Genomic DNA, 14,863 nt, shown 5'->3' on the forward strand with positions numbered 1-14,863 from the left:
TTTTTATGAAGATAGTTGAGGCTGCACAATACGCCCTATTAATGGCGATATCGATGACAATACTTTATGCCTGTGGCGGAAGCAGTGGAGGTTCAAGCGGAGTATCTTCAACAACAGGCTCTGCCTTTGCTTCACATATAGATGGCGCCATCATTACAGTGAAAGATAAAGACGGCAATATAATTGCAGGCCCCGTTACGACTTCAGCCGATGGCAGCTTTAACGTTACTATCCCGGCCGGCTCAAATAGTGACTACATCATTATCGAATCAACGGGCGGTACATTTACAGACGAAGCAACAGGACTTGCCGGAGTAGCGGCAGGCCCAATGGCTGCCTATATTAAGGCGGGAGCTCTTGGTTCTTCAGCCCACCTGACACCTGCCTCAACTATTATACATAATCTTGTTGTTAATCATGGTTTGACAATCACTGAAGCAGAAACTGCCTTTGAGGGTGCATTTGGTTACCTTCCGGATATAACAGTTAAACCGGTGGACGCTACCTTTGCCAATGCATCAACCTTTTCTGTAGAGCAAAGACTGGCAGGACTTAGAGCCGCTACTTTCAGCCAGTTATCCAAAGAATTCGGTGCTTCTGCCAATCCCGAGCAACAGTTTGCAATGTTTACCGCTTTGGCTCAGGATCTGGCCGATGGTACTCTTAACGGGCTCAACAGTGCATCTCCCGTCACATACTTTAACGGAACATCAACAACGGAAATCCCCGAAGATATTAAGAGGCTTTTTGTTAATGCTCTCCTCAAGTTCAGGACCGGGGGAAACGATAAAACAGATCTGAATTCAGCCGAACTGGGTACCCTCCCCTTTTCCTATGTTGCCTTTACTAATATATCAGGCTACAGGGTAGAATTTATCGAAGGAATGATGCCTCCAACGGCCGGCAGAACAACTTTTGATCTGAGCATAACCGACAGTGAAGGTGCTCCCCTTTCCGGCCTTGACCTTAAACTAAAACCGAAAATGTATATGGGCAGCGGTCACACTCATGGAACGCCTATTGAAAGTCAGACCGATAACGGTGACGGTACTTATACTTTCAACGTTTACTTTGCCATGGGAAGTGTCATGATGGATGGTTCTTCCATGGGATTCTGGGAGATAGAGGTATCAATAGAAAAGAGTGGCGCAACATCAGACAAGGCCTACTTCTACCCACCTGTGATGATGAAAATGGGTAGCGATACTTTTAGAGCAACCCTCAATGGTGGTCAAACTGACATGATTGCTGGAATGATGATGGAAGGCATGATGATGGCGGGAGATCCCCTTGCCCGTAAATACCTTCTCTTTAATGACGGTTTGACAAAAGCAATGGATAATACCTATAGCCTGGATCTTTTTATAGCCGCTGAAAACATGGCAATGCTTATGGCCAATAAGCCGCTTACTGATGGTATTACACTTACTGATGAAAGTGATGCTACCTGGACAGTAGGAGCAGGTACTTCCGTCGTAGTTACTTATAATAGTGTTGATTATCCAGCCCTAGACAATGGAGATGGACACTGGATTATTTCCGGTCTGCCCTTAATGGCAGAAATGACATATGAGTTTCAGATTAGCCTGACAGTTAACGATTCTGTTAAAGTTGCGGCAGATGGTGTCACTGAGTATGCCACTATAATGGCCTCAACCGGTGCCGGAATGCAAATGTAATGATTACTTTCCTAACCAGATATTTGCATAAGGCACAAACGCTATGAATCACTCACATTTTAAACTCATATCTGCGGCCCTCATAGCTGGGGCCGTATTACTTACTGCCACATCTGCCCTGGCGGCTTCATGCTGCGGCGGTGGTTCTGCTGCATCACTCCTTTTGCCCAAAATTTCAAAGGCCATGTCCAATGCGACCTTTGATTATGAGCAGTATAAGGGATATTGGGATAAGAGTGGAAGTCATCAGGATGACCCAGAGGGAGCAAACTACAAGCAATACCGCCTTAACCTCGGCTATGGGCTGAGGCTTGCCGACCGGTGGCAGGGGAGTATCTCCCTGCCCTACGTCTACAATGATAATAAATATGCAGACGGAAGGGAAAGGACGAACGGCCTCGGTGATGTTGCACTCGGATTCTGGTATGAGAACTTCGATGATATCAAGTGCGTCTGGAAGGTAAGAAGTGCCGCTGACCTTATCCCTGCTGCCTACTTTGGCGCAACGCTCACCATACCAACAGGTATCTCTCCTTATGATGATATCGACAAGACAGAAGATATAACGGGACGTGGAGTTTATCGCCTTGACGGTACCATGCTTCTCGATAAAACCATCTATCCCTGGAATATTTCTGCTCAATTTACTTACGGGACACATGCAGCCAGGCCTGTTAACAGGAAAAACGGCAAATATATCGAACCCTACGACCTCAAACTCGGCGATAGGTATGTTGGGACATTTTCTCTTGGTTACACCCATTTTCTTGAATCTATGGATTCACTCACCTTTACGGCAGCTTACACTGATCTTACTGAAGAGAAGGAGACCATTGATGGACATAAGAATGATGCATCAGGAATGAGTAAAAAGTCTGTTTCAGCTACGGTAGCCTTTTCGACAATGAATCGAAACTGGGTATATAAAGCGACATGGAGCCATGGTTATGAAGGGGAAAACTTTCCAAAAACGGACATTATCAGCATTGGAGTAAGCCATGTCTATCGTTAGAGCCACAATAATTGCCTCATTACTTCTCCTTTCAGGTTGCAGCGACATGATGGATGATTTAAACCCTGTCGGCACCGATAAGAGTTCATCCTTATCTCAGCCGGCAGCAGATATTACCGTTCTCGATTCCCTCGGTAATACGATTAACGTTCCATCAGATTATATCGGCACTCCTGTCGTACTCTACTTCACCATGTGGTGTCCTGTCTGTGACCAGCATACCACAGATATGCTAAACAACACGGTACCCAACTTTCCCGGTGTTGAATTTTTCCTCGTTGATTATGTCTCTTCTTCCGTTGCTCAGGTAAGGAGTAACGAACTGGGAGGAGGTTATGGCACATCCTTCACTACCCTGGCCGACATTAATGATTTTCTGGAAAACTATTATGACGGCGCCATGGGAGCGACCGTCGTTATTGATGCCACAGGGATTATCAGGATGAATGAGGATTACCTTGACGGGTCGAGACTGCGAACAGTCCTGGGATCATTATGATGAAGTTATTATTTCCTTTTGTATTACTGCTTATTCTCTTAAGCACTTCTCCCGTTTATGCGGAAGATGAAGGAAAAGAGCTTTTTACCATCAGGTGTGCAGGTTTCTGCCATCAGCTTCCCGAACCTTCCATGCTTAAGGCAAAGCAGTGGCGCATGATTATGACTGTCATGCAGGACAGGATGAAACAGAAGGGAATCGATCAGTTAACAGAAGCGGAGTTTGAAAAAATCTTTTCTTACCTCAAGAAGAATTCCAGGAAATAGCGCCATAATCAATATCTGAAAAAATCTACAATGTAGATTTAAGGACATATTCTTAGCTGTAATAATTATTCTGTTGAATTATGACAACTTTGTCTTTATTATGAAATTCTCTTTTTACAGATAGCAGGAATAGCAAATGAAAATATTCAAAAACCTTTTCAGAACCTTCTGGATAATCTTCCTTGTATTTCTCTTTTCCAGCCTTATAAAATACCTTTAGCCTGGACAAATTCGTTAAATATGTTCAATTTCGCCTCATTTAATCAAAAAATCTGACTCAAAATGACTTTTTCTCGCTGTAATTTCTTAAGTCCGACAGACTCCTCGGCATCTGAAATAATTGTAACGATGAAGACCCTACTTCTCAGGCTCCCTCTCTAATATATTTAGTGCCCTTTCCCTGATCTCAGCCAGTGTCGACGGCTTTTCAAGACATTTCATATTATTTTTATTAATAAAATCTCTTTCATCACTACCGATAGCTCCGGAAAAAAAGAGAATCCGCCTGTTTAAATAAGGATCGGCACTGATAAATGAATTGTAAAATTCTATGCCTGTCATGACGGGCATGTCAATATCTGAAAAGATAAGATCATAATGCTTCTTTTTTACCATACATAGCGCTTCCATCCCATTTGGCGCCGTTTCAACAGTACCAAACTTTTTAAGAGCCAGTACCAGAATATCCCTTATAGCACTTTCATCTTCTATAATAAGAATAGAATTACCTGCCGGATCCATATCTTCCCCCCTTTTAGGCTCTTTCTTTTTTGCAATACCCCTCTTACCGGCAAAGGCCTCGATACTGTTTTGATGCCTTCTTACATGAGACCTGAGGGCTTGCAATTCCACTTTATATTCCGTAAAGAGATCAACAACCTCTATAAAAACAGTGTTCAGTTCTGAGAGTTCAAGAGAAAGAATGCTTTCCAGAAGATCTTCAATAGAAAGATCTCCCGAATCAACCACTTCTTCCAGTTCTTCAAGAGCGCTTTCAATACGCCTTATTGCCTTATTATCTATGAGGCTGGAATTCTCTTTCCTGGCAACAATATTGATAATTTCCTTGTCCACACTTCTTATCGCCCTGTAGTGCCACTCCTCCTCTTCAGATAGTTTTCTGGCAAAGGCTACCATGTCTTCATCATCGGTAGCGGTAAGGGCCAACTTCCTGTAAATATTGGCCGCCTTTGCCTCCATAGAAGCAACCCAGCCCACATAGTCATTCAAATTATTTACCAAAATGACTGCTCCTTTTTATTAGTAATCAATGACCTTATAAAAAGAATAACTTATGAAGTAGCATTGTCAAAAAATTATTCAATAAAATTCCTCACTAACTATTTTTAAAGCCTTTAGGGAAGCTTTATTAATACCGGGCAAGCATATAAGAAGATTTTTAATTAATCTTTGAAATCCCCGTCCTTTGGGCGAAATTAGAGTTAAAAGGCTATGCCATAATAATTGTTACTTTTCTTTTGCTGGATTTATGCCCCTTGAGGGTACAAAGAAAAGTAACAAAAGAAAGGCCGCCCTAAAACTTGGTCCCGCCAAGGCGGGACTCCCCTCCTTCCACCGTTGCCTTGGTTGGGCACAAAACTCGCAGCGACCAGAGATTCTGGCAGACAGTTTGTGCCCTTCATCCTCAGTCAACGGCTACACTCGGCTGCCTTTTAACGGGAAGGAAAAGCAAGCCCTTTTAGGGCTCAAGCAAGGCAACGTTCTCTGGGCGTGGATTCTTTAATCTTTCTTTAATATACAAATTAATATAATCGATACATAAGCTAATAAATGAAATACAAATAATCCTTTAATCTTTCTTTAATTTTTCCTTTGCTATACTTTTCGATAGGATGATTAAACTGATAAATAAATAGGGGGACTTAACAATGAAAAGAAGATTATTTTTATTAATAGCAACCATTACCCTGCTCTTCCCAACAAGCAGCCTTTTGGGAGAAGAAAAAGGATCAATATTACCTTTAAGCGACATTTTGACACTGGCAACGACTAAAGTGCCGGGCAAGGTTATTAAGGCAGAGCTTAAGCAGGGTCTCTATGAGGTAAACATCATCACAAAAGAGGGAAAGGAAGAAAAGGTCTACATCGATGCCATAGAGGGAAAGGTTATTGAAAAAGCAGGTCTATCCCTTGATGAAGCAACTAAAGTCGCTCTTGAGAGGGTGCCTGGAGAAGTAATAAAGGTTGAATTTGAAAGAGGTAAGTATGAATTTAAGATAAGAACATCAAAAGGAGAAAAAAAGGAAGTCTATATCGATTCCCGAAGCGGTAAAGTTCTGAAAGTTGAAAACGATGATTATTAAGACACTATTTTGCAGGGTCAATTTAATCTGAGAGGATGAAATTATGAAAATAGTCGTTACCAGGATGTCGGGGCTTTTTCTGACCATATTTCTCGTCGTGGCAAATGCCATACTCATCGAGATTATTCTTGACCTATTCGGTGTGGTAAAGCACAGGCTCATAACAGGAATAGCTGGAACATCACTTATTATTTTCTCCTTTCTTTATTCAATGAGAAAACGAAAAAAACTGATTACCTTCGGCAAAGCAAAAAACTGGCTGCAGGGGCATGAGTGGCTCTCTATCTTCGGCACCTTTATCATCTTCGTTCATACGGGGACACACTTCACGGCAATAGTACCTGTCATTACCCTTATCTTTATGTGCGTCGCCTTCATAAGTGGTCTGATTGGGCGCTATGTTTACAATAACGCCAAGGCGGAATTAAAGACAAAAAAGAAAAAACTTGAGGAAAGCGGCCTTGACCATGATGAAATTGAACAGCGGCTCTGGGCCTTGACTGTTGCATCTGATGCCCTGTCAAAATGGAGAAGCGCCCATATGCCGATTATTTCATTTCTGGGCATTATGGTTATCTACCATGCCATTTCAGCCCTTTACTATTCTGGATTTTGAAGGAGTTATTATGAAAAAGAGTTATTCATTCTATATGATGATCGGGGCATTGGTAGCGTCTCTACTCATTCTGCTTGGCATGAAGTACCCTGCCCCCCTCTACTCTCCGGGAGATGTTATCGAAAAGCATTCCAAGCTGAGATGTAAGGACTGCCATGCGCCTTTTAAGCGTGTTCCTGCTGAATCATGCTTCGCTGCTGATTGCCATAGTAAGAGTATCGGCAAAAAGGACGCTATAAAAGATTTACACGAAAAACTGAAAAAAGAAGATTGCCTCGTCTGCCATACGGACCATAAGGGACGTAAGGGAAAAGTAACTCATCAATTTGACCATAAACAGCTTCCAACAAAGGCCCGGTGTAAGGACTGTCATGTAACGGAAGGGGAAAAGGCGCATAAGGGTAAGTACGGTAATGATTGCCGTTCATGCCATACAACAAAGAACTGGAAGGAAATTACCTTCAAGCATGAAAAAGTAAGAGCTATAGCTTGCGCAGACTGCCACAAAGGGGCAGGAGAAAAAGCACATCCCGGTAAATATGGTAACGCCTGCAAAGGATGTCATACCACAAAAGACTGGAAGGCCATTACTTTCAGTCATGACAAGGTAAGTGCTACTCCCTGCGTTGATTGTCACAGGTCGGCAGCAGACAAAGCACACCCCCGCAAATACGGCGATGCTTGCGAAAATTGCCACAATACCAAGAATTGGAAGAAGATCACTTTCAGCCACAAAAATGTCACGGCTACACCTTGTGCGGACTGTCACAAAGGACCGAAAGATGAGCTTCACACCACCGCTGGAAATGACTGCAAAGCCTGTCACAGCACGAAAAAGTGGAAACCGGCCACCATCGATCACGACAGATACTTCCCGCTCGACAAAGAGCACAGGGTGGCCTGTAACAAATGCCACGAAACAAAGAACTACAAAGTCTATACCTGCATGAACTGTCATGTCCATGCCACCAGGGGAATTATTTCGGAACACCGTGAAGAAGGAATAAGAGAATATCGTGACTGTTTGAGATGCCACAGGGTCTATATGAAAGGGCGTACCTACGGTACCGATAAAACCGGTGAAAATGAAAGCATGATTGATGATGACTACCGTAAAGGCCGCAGGGGAAAAGGTGATCATGACGACGACGATGATGACGATGACCATAAAGACCGCAGAGGCATATTCAGGAAATGGTTCGGCGACAATGATGATGACGATGATGATGATTAAATGATGATTTATTAACGTAGGGGTAACCCCCCGTGGTTACCCTATCCAAACGCAAACATGGAGGACAACATGAATGATAACAGCAGAGAAATTAAAAGATTTAGGGAATACAAGGTTTGGGACAGGACGACACGCTGGTTTCACTGGATAAACTTCTTAAGCGTACTCGGGCTCATAGCTGTGGGAACAGTCATTCTTTATAACAAGAAGCTCGGCATCAGCACCGACGGTAAGATACTGCTAAAGACGATACACGTATACATAGGCTATATATTCTGCATAAACCTGACCTGGCGTCTCGTCTGGGGTTTCATTGGAAACCGCTATGCCCGGTTTAAAGCTATTCTTCCGGGAGGCAAAGGTTATATGTGTGCTCTTGGTGAATATGCAAAGGGATTCATTTCAGGAGATGCTCCGGGCTGGCTCGGCCATAATCCCATAGGCAGGCTCATGGTAGCGGTCCTTCTGGCCCTGCTCCTCATTCAGGGTGGCACAGGGCTCATTATTGCCGGAACAGATATCTACTACCCACCCATTGGAAACAAAATGAAGGAATGGATTGCCAAAGACCAGTCAAAGCTGGATCTCATAAAACCCTACTCAAAAGAGAATGTAGATGCAGCAAAATACAAGGAGATGAAGAAATTCAGATCACCCTACATCTGGACCCATAAAAACCTCTACTACGCACTTCTCATCCTCATAGCTATCCATATTGCAGCAGCAGTAGTATCGGATATGAGGGAAAGAAACGGCATCATTTCAGCCATGTTTTCAGGGAGGAAATTTTTTAAAGAAAAGCCTGTCGATGCGGAGGAAGAGTAAGAAAATAAATCAAGGGGGGATTTTGCAATTCCCCCTCTTAATTCGTATAAACTCTGTTACGCCCTCTCTCCTTGGCAATATAGAGGGCCGTATCAGCTTTTGAGATCAATATATCAAGCGTATCATCGAGAATCAGTTGTGAAACGCCGATGCTGACTGTTATTCTTTCAAGACCAACTTCAGAAAAGCTGTCCATATTTTCAATGCTTTCCCTGGCCCTTTCAGCAACTTCAATAGCTTTCTCCATTGCCGTCGATGGAAGCAAAAGGGCAAACTCTTCCCCACCATATCTCATCATCAGGTCATAATCTCTGAGCGTCTTCAGTATAGTCGATACGACCTCTTTCAAAATATCATCTCCCTTCTGATGCCCGTAGTTATCATTAACGCTTTTAAAATGGTCGATATCTATCATCATGAGAGAAAGAGAATCTCCCGTTCTCTTTGTTCTGGAAAGTTCTTCACTGAAACGGCGAAAGCCTTCTCTCCGGTTCAGCACACCCGTAAGTGAATCTCTTGTTGCAAGTTTATAAAGTTTTTCCTGGCTCTCATGGAGCTTGGCGAGGCTCTTCCTGGAAGTGGAAACAATGACGATAAGCACGGAAATAAAAATTGCGCTGGCGGTGAAAAAAGTAATAACTTTATTTTCATTCAACTCATGATAGGTCTTTGTGGCCGGAATGGAAACGCTGATTCCTCCACGGATGTCACCTACCTGGTAGCCCTGAAAGCCGTGACATTTTAAACAGGCCCCTTTTGTAATGAGAGGCGCCATATACCGGAAATAATGTTCATCACCTTTCTCTTCAAATATATAAACCTCTTTAAGGCCCTCTCTGAACTTGTTAAGGCTCTCTTCCTCAAAGGAATCAGGCGTATTTTTAGAATTTAACGGTGTCAGGCTTGTTATATGAAATTTAAGGATTCTTTCATGCTGACCCAGTTCTGAAATTTCTCTTGTAACGAGAGCCGGATTTTTCAGGGTATATTTTTGTCCCTCTTCATCCCTGATTACCACCTTCAGACCGGGAATGGTCTCAAGAAAAGGGTTGACCTCAATACCTTCTCTCATCTTTACGTAAACGCCGCCATGATTGGCAATCCAGTCCCGCGTCAGTACAATTTCCTGGAAAAAGGCCCTGGCCTGGTTTAAAAGCTGTTCCTTGATTAAATTTTCACAGCGGTAATAATAGCCGCCGAAAATAAGGAGTAAGATGAATAGAAAAGTAAGAGAAATAACTTTTAAATGATTCTTGACAGAAATTGAAGACGATTTTATTTCAACATCAGGATTATGATTCATAGCCCGCCGTCGGTTGAATCTCTTGTAAAGTTTTGCCTGCTTCTCATGGAAGAAGGAAGGAATAGCCTCTTATTAATGTCCCCACAGTTTGAGGCAGAACAAACGCTACTATAGTTGAGTAACGATACTATTGTTGTGCCACGAACTGCTATAAGTCAAGCACTTTTTTTCAGCACAAATTTGATCTACCCAATTATGCTGACTATACTCTGCAAATAGGAGGAAATGATTTCTGTCAGGAGGTTTTAACTATGGAACCCAAACAGGCCCTGCTGGTGGATAATTCTACCCAGACAAGAGATATTATTACCAAAATACTTATTGATGCCGGTTATAGCGTTAAATTTGCGCTTAATGGAAAAGAAGGTCTGACTAAACTTTACAACAAAAATAATTTCTTTGATCTCGTTATAACGGAAGTCAATCTACCCGGTACGGGCGGTCTCAATTTGATAAGAATGACAAGGAATGAATTGAGACACAAAAAAATCCCCATCATAGCCATGGCTGACAATTTTGAGAAACAAAGAGTAGAGGAGTGCGTTAAGGCAGGCGCAACGGATTTACTATTAAAGCCCTTTGAACCGGCTGACCTTAAAAAGGTCATCAGGTTATGCTCTCCCCCATAGCTCCGGAAGCCATAATCCAACTGCTGCTTAAAGGATAATCCTATGCATCAGATAGCGCTCATTTACCGAAGCCCAGGCAGGCAAAAACTGATTTTTTCCTCTTTTTGATAATTTTGGTAACCGCTTCCGTTACCTGTTCTAAATAGAAACATTCCTTTTTTGAATACTCATCAGGGATTTTATCGGTATATTTTAAGGGCCAGTCAGCTTTCCCGGCATCATCCTTATGCTCATTAAAAAAGTGTGTACCCACTTCAATCGCTTTTGCCGCCTCTGAAGGCTCCAGTTCCTTTGCCTGAAGCATACCGTAAAGTCTATCCAGTTTAGCGGCATTTTCAGGTAAGAGGGAATTTAGCCATATTGGATTAAAACCGTCCTCCTTAAGGATTTTATTGACAGCCTTCCTGTAATCCATCAAATGAACTTCAATTTTTTTACTTTTAAAAAAAACGGACATTTTTAAAATCCCTCATATTCCTGGTTTATAATGCCGGTAATTCTATCAAAAGCAAGGACAATTTCATATTGAAAATTCCCTTTAAAGTTGATTTAAAATTTCACTTATCGTAAGAGAATCAACATCGCATGTTAGCGGCAATCCCCTTTCAAATTGAAAACGTCCGATAGCCAGGCTGGTTTTAAAGCCAAACTCGCCATCTATGGCTCCTGCATTATATTTAATCAATTTCTCCTGAATGGACCTGATCATATTTTCGCCATGGTTTTCCGTCCATTGTTCAACATCTTTCCGGTTTACTTCCTTACCAATGATTGTTACCGTCGTCCCTTTTCCAATATGTTTATTTTCAAAAAGTTCATCAATATCTCTATTTCGCATGGCTATACAGCCCCAGGTCCAGTTCTTTTCTATACCCATTCCGTGTATCTGTATGGAACCGCCAATAGTGGGAATACTTCCGTTTCGTACTTTTATTAACCCTCTTTCTTTCCATATCCTGTATCTTGCCCTATCCACAGCATTTGGATAGTTTATATCATAGGCCCGATAATATGTCGCTTGTGGTTTCACTCCGTAGATGTGGTAAGTTCCTTCGGGTGTCGTCGCATTGTCCTGGTGCAGCTTGCGATCATTAGGATTTGCACCAAGAGCGATGGGATAACGTTTTATCATCTTTGAGCCATCGCTGATTTCAAGAATGTAATGTACTTTATCAACCAGTATTGATACCTTGCCGTTGATTTCGGGATTTACGTCGGGGACTTTCACTTCAGAGGTATTACTCCATGTGACATTCCCATGGGTATCAACCATCTTTACCTTGTAATAATAGGCAGTATTATGCGCTACATACCTGTCGAGGTATGAATTCCCTGCTTTTTCCGCCGCTATTTTAATAACCGTAACAGGATATTTAATTAATTCCCCTTCACCAAATACTTCCAGGTAATTTGTGCTTCGATAAAGGGTAAATTCTTTTACATCCCTTCCGTCAGGTATATTAGCTTGAAATTTTACCGCAAAAGCGCCCCTGTCCAGTTCAGTATCAATTGTAAATGTATCTGATAAAGCCTGGAATGCTAACACCAGTGATGTGAAAATGATAAATATGGCCGTTCCAATGACTCTCATTTGAGTCTCCTTATTATGTACTTTTAATACTCCTCTTGCAGTGAGTGACCATCGCCACTGTCTCCCCTGTTTCCCCTAATGGAAATATCTCCTCAATATTTCCATCCTTCACTGCAACGTAAAACATAGCACAATATCAATGCGGTCCGCTTAGAAATTTGCGCTCATTAATTGAAAGTGAGTCATCCAAAAAGATGTCATTTCAACGCAGTACGAGGAGATACCCTGGGTAAAGATGTCTCCTTTCACCCCAGGGGCGCTTGTCACTTTGTTCGGGCACACTCGAGATAACACACTAATGAAATTGAAAAAAATTATAAGTAAACATTATTTACCGCCATTGCCAAGTCCTGTTTCAATGTGTTAACCTTTCGACTCATTTGTTACTTAATTAAAGAGCTTAAAGGCTGCAAATTCATGAATCAAAAAGCCCTTGAAATATTAAAAACTACCTTCGGTTATCCCTCTTTCAGGGGGCATCAGGGAGAGATCATCAATGAGATCATCAATGGTAGTGACGCCCTTGTACTTATGCCGACGGGGGGCGGCAAATCACTTTGCTATCAGATACCATCCATGTTAAGAGAAGGAACGGGGATCGTTATCTCACCTCTTATTTCACTTATGCAGGACCAGGTAACGGCATTAAAAGAATCAGGCGTAAAAGCCGCCTTTCTCAATTCGACCCTTTCTGCCAAAGAAGCCTTTCATGCCGAGGAGCAGCTTGTAACCGGCAGTCTCGATCTTCTCTATGTTGCGCCTGAACGTCTTATGATGCCGCGCATGCTCCAAATTCTTGATAAATCAAAAATTTCCCTCTTTGCCATTGATGAGGCCCACTGTGTCTCCCAATGGGGGCATGATTTCAGACCTGAATACCTGAAGCTCTCAATTCTTCATGAAAAATACCCCCTTATTCCCCGGATTGCCCTCACCGCAACGGCAGATGATACGACACGTAAAGATATTATTAAGCGGCTCTCCCTTGAAAAAGCAAAACTCTTTATAAGCGGTTTTGACCGCCCCAACATACGTTACCGGATCTCGAGCAGGCAAAATCCACGGGACCATCTATTTCGCTTCATTGAAGATGAACATAGCGGCGATGCAGGGATCGTTTATTGCCTTTCACGAAAAAGAGTGGAAGATACAGTCAGATGGCTTACGAAAAAGGGACGTACCGCCCTCCCCTACCACGCCGGTCTTTCAACTGATATACGCCAGGCCAACCAGGACCGCTTTATTAACGAGGAGGGAATCATCATTGTGGCAACAATCGCCTTCGGTATGGGTATCGACAAACCAAACGTCCGTTTTGTAGCTCACCTTAATCTCCCCAAAAGCATGGAAGCCTACTACCAGGAAACAGGCCGCGCCGGACGTGACGGACTGCCTGCCAATGCCTGGATGAACTACGGCCTGCAGGACGTCATAATGCTTCGCCAGATGATGGAAATGTCTGAAGCCGAGGAAAAGCACCGGCGAATAGAGCGGCATAAGCTGGAAGCAATACTCGGCTTTTGTGAAATGACTTCCTGCCGACGCCAGGCGCTGCTGGCATATTTCGGTGAAACAATGGAAGAACCCTGCGGCAACTGTGACACCTGTCTGTCTCCCGTTGAAACCTGGGATGGTACAGAGGCGGCCCGCAAGGCCATGTCCTGTATCTATCGCACTGACCAACGCTTCGGTGTTAACTACATTATCGATATTCTTCTTGGAAAAGAGAATGAACGAATAAGAAGATTCGGTCACCACAATTTGAGCACTTTCGGCATTGGTGCCGATATAGAATCTCACCAGTGGCGCTCCATCTTCCGGCAACTGGTAGCCGGAAGCTACCTTGCCGTCGATATGGAGGGACATGGCTCTCTGCTTTTAACAGAAGCAGCCCGGCCCATTTTAAAGGGGCAGGAAAAGCTTTATCTGAGAAAAGAGTTAAAACGTGAAAAAAGAGCGCCACGGCCATCCCCCAAAACACGTATATTTGACCCCGAAGAAAGACGCTTCTTTGAATTACTGCGGGCAGCACGGCTTTCTATTGCAAAAAATGAAGGTGTCCCCCCTTACGTCATATTTCACGACATGACCCTGTCCGAAATGGTTAAACATCTTCCTCAAAACATTAATGAGATGAGAGAGCTTTCCGGTGTCGGCGAAAAAAAACTGGCCAAGTACGGGGAGGTATTTTTAAAAATTATTAAGGAGCATTGTGAGGAATGAAGCTATGCAGAATGCTAAATGAAGAAGGGGAAGCTCAATGCTTCCCCTTCTGTGATCAATATATTTCTTCCGCCTTCAAAAATTTATTACATCATTAACTTATTCCAGAGAATTTCATCATCTCTTTTATCTTTCTCTTCCAGGCTTTCTGAAATTTCCTTCTCCAGTTCTTTTTTCAAACTTTCAACATCACCGGAATAAACAATGTGCTTTGAGTCTGATAGATCTTGCGGAATATCACCCTCTTTGGAGGAAAGCAGAATCATTTTTTTATTAAGTCCCTTGGCATAGCCCGCTTTAAAGGCTACATCAGGATTAGAGCCTGACATATGGGCAATGACAAGATCGGCTCCCGAAATTTTCGAAAGAGTGTTACACTTTGACGCATCATCAAAGAGGGCCTCATCCAACCTCTCACATTTTGCGCCAAGCTCATTGCAGGTTTCCTTAATACTGTCATTGTAAATCTCTTTAAAATCCTCATCTTTCGGTATTAACGTAAAAACTGTTCTCCTTCTTACCATTTTTTTCCTCGCTCCTATATAAAAGTAAAAAAAAATAAAAGTAAAATTCAAACAGCTTTTTTATAGCACATTTAATTTTTAAATACGCGACATATATTGCGAAATGTGCGACATATATTGCTCTTTTTCATTTTTTTG

General features: G+C 42.6%; 15 protein-coding genes. 10 read left to right on the forward strand and 5 right to left on the reverse strand.

Annotation, left to right across the window (positions count from 1 at the left end; all coding sequences use genetic code 11):
- The first annotated feature begins 5 nt into the window (after nucleotides 1-5).
- The 4 genes from OEV42_02220 to OEV42_02235 are packed head-to-tail and all read left to right on the forward strand — an operon-like array spanning nucleotide 6 to nucleotide 3,456.
- The gene (locus tag OEV42_02220) at nucleotides 6-1,679 is read left to right on the forward strand and encodes a hypothetical protein (GenBank protein MDH3973071.1); all 1,674 of its coding nucleotides are present in this window, start codon (nucleotides 6-8) and stop codon (nucleotides 1,677-1,679) included.
- A gap of 43 nt (nucleotides 1,680-1,722) precedes the next feature.
- The gene (locus OEV42_02225) at nucleotides 1,723-2,691 is read left to right on the forward strand and encodes a hypothetical protein (GenBank protein ID MDH3973072.1); all 969 of its coding nucleotides are present in this window, start codon (nucleotides 1,723-1,725) and stop codon (nucleotides 2,689-2,691) included.
- Nucleotides 2,678-3,190 (forward strand): peroxiredoxin family protein, encoded by a 513-nt coding sequence (locus OEV42_02230; GenBank protein MDH3973073.1) that lies wholly within the window; start codon nucleotides 2,678-2,680, stop codon nucleotides 3,188-3,190. The genes OEV42_02225 and OEV42_02230 overlap by 14 nt, the downstream gene beginning before the upstream one ends.
- Nucleotides 3,187-3,456, forward strand: coding sequence for a diheme cytochrome c (locus OEV42_02235; protein MDH3973074.1), 270 nt, complete (start codon nucleotides 3,187-3,189; stop codon nucleotides 3,454-3,456). Before OEV42_02230 ends, OEV42_02235 begins: the two co-directional genes overlap by 4 nt.
- Nucleotides 3,457-3,813: 357 nt before the next feature.
- Here OEV42_02235 and OEV42_02240 read toward each other — a convergent pair whose 3' ends face one another.
- Nucleotides 3,814-4,698 carry a response regulator gene (locus OEV42_02240; protein ID MDH3973075.1) on the reverse strand — a complete coding sequence of 295 codons (885 nt, stop codon included), beginning with the start codon at nucleotides 4,696-4,698 and terminating at the stop codon, nucleotides 3,814-3,816.
- Between the two features lie 647 nt (nucleotides 4,699-5,345).
- Between OEV42_02240 and OEV42_02245 the strand changes: the two genes are divergently transcribed.
- The 4 genes from OEV42_02245 (at nucleotide 5,346) to OEV42_02260 (ending at nucleotide 8,455) form a co-directional block, all read left to right on the forward strand.
- Complete coding sequence (locus tag OEV42_02245; protein MDH3973076.1) at nucleotides 5,346-5,780, forward strand: PepSY domain-containing protein; 435 nt, start codon at nucleotides 5,346-5,348, stop codon at nucleotides 5,778-5,780.
- Between the two features lie 43 nt (nucleotides 5,781-5,823).
- Nucleotides 5,824-6,396: a hypothetical protein gene (locus OEV42_02250; protein MDH3973077.1), complete on the forward strand. Its 573-nt coding sequence runs from the start codon at nucleotides 5,824-5,826 to the stop codon at nucleotides 6,394-6,396.
- Nucleotides 6,397-6,406: 10 nt separating this feature from the next.
- Complete coding sequence (locus OEV42_02255) at nucleotides 6,407-7,630, forward strand: cytochrome c3 family protein (GenBank protein MDH3973078.1); 1,224 nt, start codon at nucleotides 6,407-6,409, stop codon at nucleotides 7,628-7,630.
- A 69-nt stretch (nucleotides 7,631-7,699) separates the two neighbouring features.
- Nucleotides 7,700-8,455 carry a cytochrome b/b6 domain-containing protein gene (locus OEV42_02260; GenBank protein ID MDH3973079.1) on the forward strand — a complete coding sequence of 252 codons (756 nt, stop codon included), beginning with the start codon at nucleotides 7,700-7,702 and terminating at the stop codon, nucleotides 8,453-8,455.
- Nucleotides 8,456-8,492: 37 nt separating this feature from the next.
- On the opposite strand, the gene OEV42_02265 is transcribed toward OEV42_02260, so the two are convergent.
- The gene (locus OEV42_02265; GenBank protein ID MDH3973080.1) at nucleotides 8,493-9,758 is read right to left on the reverse strand and encodes a diguanylate cyclase; all 1,266 of its coding nucleotides are present in this window, start codon (nucleotides 9,756-9,758) and stop codon (nucleotides 8,493-8,495) included.
- 251 nt (nucleotides 9,759-10,009) lie between these two features.
- Here OEV42_02265 and OEV42_02270 point away from each other — a divergent pair, with 251 nt between their 5' ends.
- Nucleotides 10,010-10,387, forward strand: a complete 378-nt coding sequence (locus tag OEV42_02270) for a response regulator (protein ID MDH3973081.1) — start codon at nucleotides 10,010-10,012, stop codon at nucleotides 10,385-10,387.
- Between the two features lie 58 nt (nucleotides 10,388-10,445).
- Here the strand turns inward: OEV42_02270 and OEV42_02275 are convergent, their stop codons facing one another.
- A complete protein-coding gene (locus tag OEV42_02275; protein ID MDH3973082.1) occupies nucleotides 10,446-10,844 on the reverse strand; it encodes a hypothetical protein in 399 nt (132 codons plus the stop codon).
- 81 nt (nucleotides 10,845-10,925) lie between these two features.
- On the reverse strand, nucleotides 10,926-11,978 hold the full coding sequence (locus OEV42_02280) for a L,D-transpeptidase family protein (GenBank protein ID MDH3973083.1): 1,053 nt from the start codon (nucleotides 11,976-11,978) through the stop codon (nucleotides 10,926-10,928).
- 417 nt (nucleotides 11,979-12,395) lie between these two features.
- Here OEV42_02280 and recQ point away from each other — a divergent pair, with 417 nt between their 5' ends.
- Nucleotides 12,396-14,201: a DNA helicase RecQ gene (gene recQ, locus OEV42_02285; protein ID MDH3973084.1), complete on the forward strand. Its 1,806-nt coding sequence runs from the start codon at nucleotides 12,396-12,398 to the stop codon at nucleotides 14,199-14,201.
- Between the two features lie 86 nt (nucleotides 14,202-14,287).
- Here the strand turns inward: recQ and OEV42_02290 are convergent, their stop codons facing one another.
- Nucleotides 14,288-14,725, reverse strand: coding sequence for a nucleoside 2-deoxyribosyltransferase (locus OEV42_02290; protein MDH3973085.1), 438 nt, complete (start codon nucleotides 14,723-14,725; stop codon nucleotides 14,288-14,290).
- Between the last annotated feature and the right edge of the window lie 138 nt (nucleotides 14,726-14,863).

The organism is Deltaproteobacteria bacterium, assembly GCA_029860075.1.
In the GTDB taxonomy this organism is placed as follows: Bacteria; Desulfobacterota; JADFVX01; order JADFVX01; family JADFVX01; genus JAOUBX01.

Excerpts from the sequence above, each read along its gene's own strand:
- OEV42_02270 (MDH3973081.1), top strand. The coding sequence starts at position 10,010 with ATGGAACCCAAACAGGCCCTGCTGGTGGATAATTCTACCCAGACAAGA.
- OEV42_02265 (MDH3973080.1), bottom strand. The coding sequence starts at position 9,758 with ATGAATCATAATCCTGATGTTGAAATAAAATCGTCTTCAATTTCTGTC.
- OEV42_02250 (MDH3973077.1), top strand. The coding sequence starts at position 5,824 with ATGAAAATAGTCGTTACCAGGATGTCGGGGCTTTTTCTGACCATATTT.
- OEV42_02255 (MDH3973078.1), top strand. The coding sequence starts at position 6,407 with ATGAAAAAGAGTTATTCATTCTATATGATGATCGGGGCATTGGTAGCG.
- recQ (MDH3973084.1), top strand. The coding sequence starts at position 12,396 with ATGAATCAAAAAGCCCTTGAAATATTAAAAACTACCTTCGGTTATCCC.
- OEV42_02220 (MDH3973071.1), top strand. The coding sequence starts at position 6 with ATGAAGATAGTTGAGGCTGCACAATACGCCCTATTAATGGCGATATCG.
- OEV42_02275 (MDH3973082.1), bottom strand. The coding sequence starts at position 10,844 with ATGTCCGTTTTTTTTAAAAGTAAAAAAATTGAAGTTCATTTGATGGAT.
- OEV42_02225 (MDH3973072.1), top strand. The coding sequence starts at position 1,723 with ATGAATCACTCACATTTTAAACTCATATCTGCGGCCCTCATAGCTGGG.
- OEV42_02235 (MDH3973074.1), top strand. The coding sequence starts at position 3,187 with ATGATGAAGTTATTATTTCCTTTTGTATTACTGCTTATTCTCTTAAGC.
- OEV42_02245 (MDH3973076.1), top strand. The coding sequence starts at position 5,346 with ATGAAAAGAAGATTATTTTTATTAATAGCAACCATTACCCTGCTCTTC.
- OEV42_02280 (MDH3973083.1), bottom strand. The coding sequence starts at position 11,978 with ATGAGAGTCATTGGAACGGCCATATTTATCATTTTCACATCACTGGTG.
- OEV42_02260 (MDH3973079.1), top strand. The coding sequence starts at position 7,700 with ATGAATGATAACAGCAGAGAAATTAAAAGATTTAGGGAATACAAGGTT.
- OEV42_02230 (MDH3973073.1), top strand. The coding sequence starts at position 2,678 with ATGTCTATCGTTAGAGCCACAATAATTGCCTCATTACTTCTCCTTTCA.
- OEV42_02290 (MDH3973085.1), bottom strand. The coding sequence starts at position 14,725 with ATGGTAAGAAGGAGAACAGTTTTTACGTTAATACCGAAAGATGAGGAT.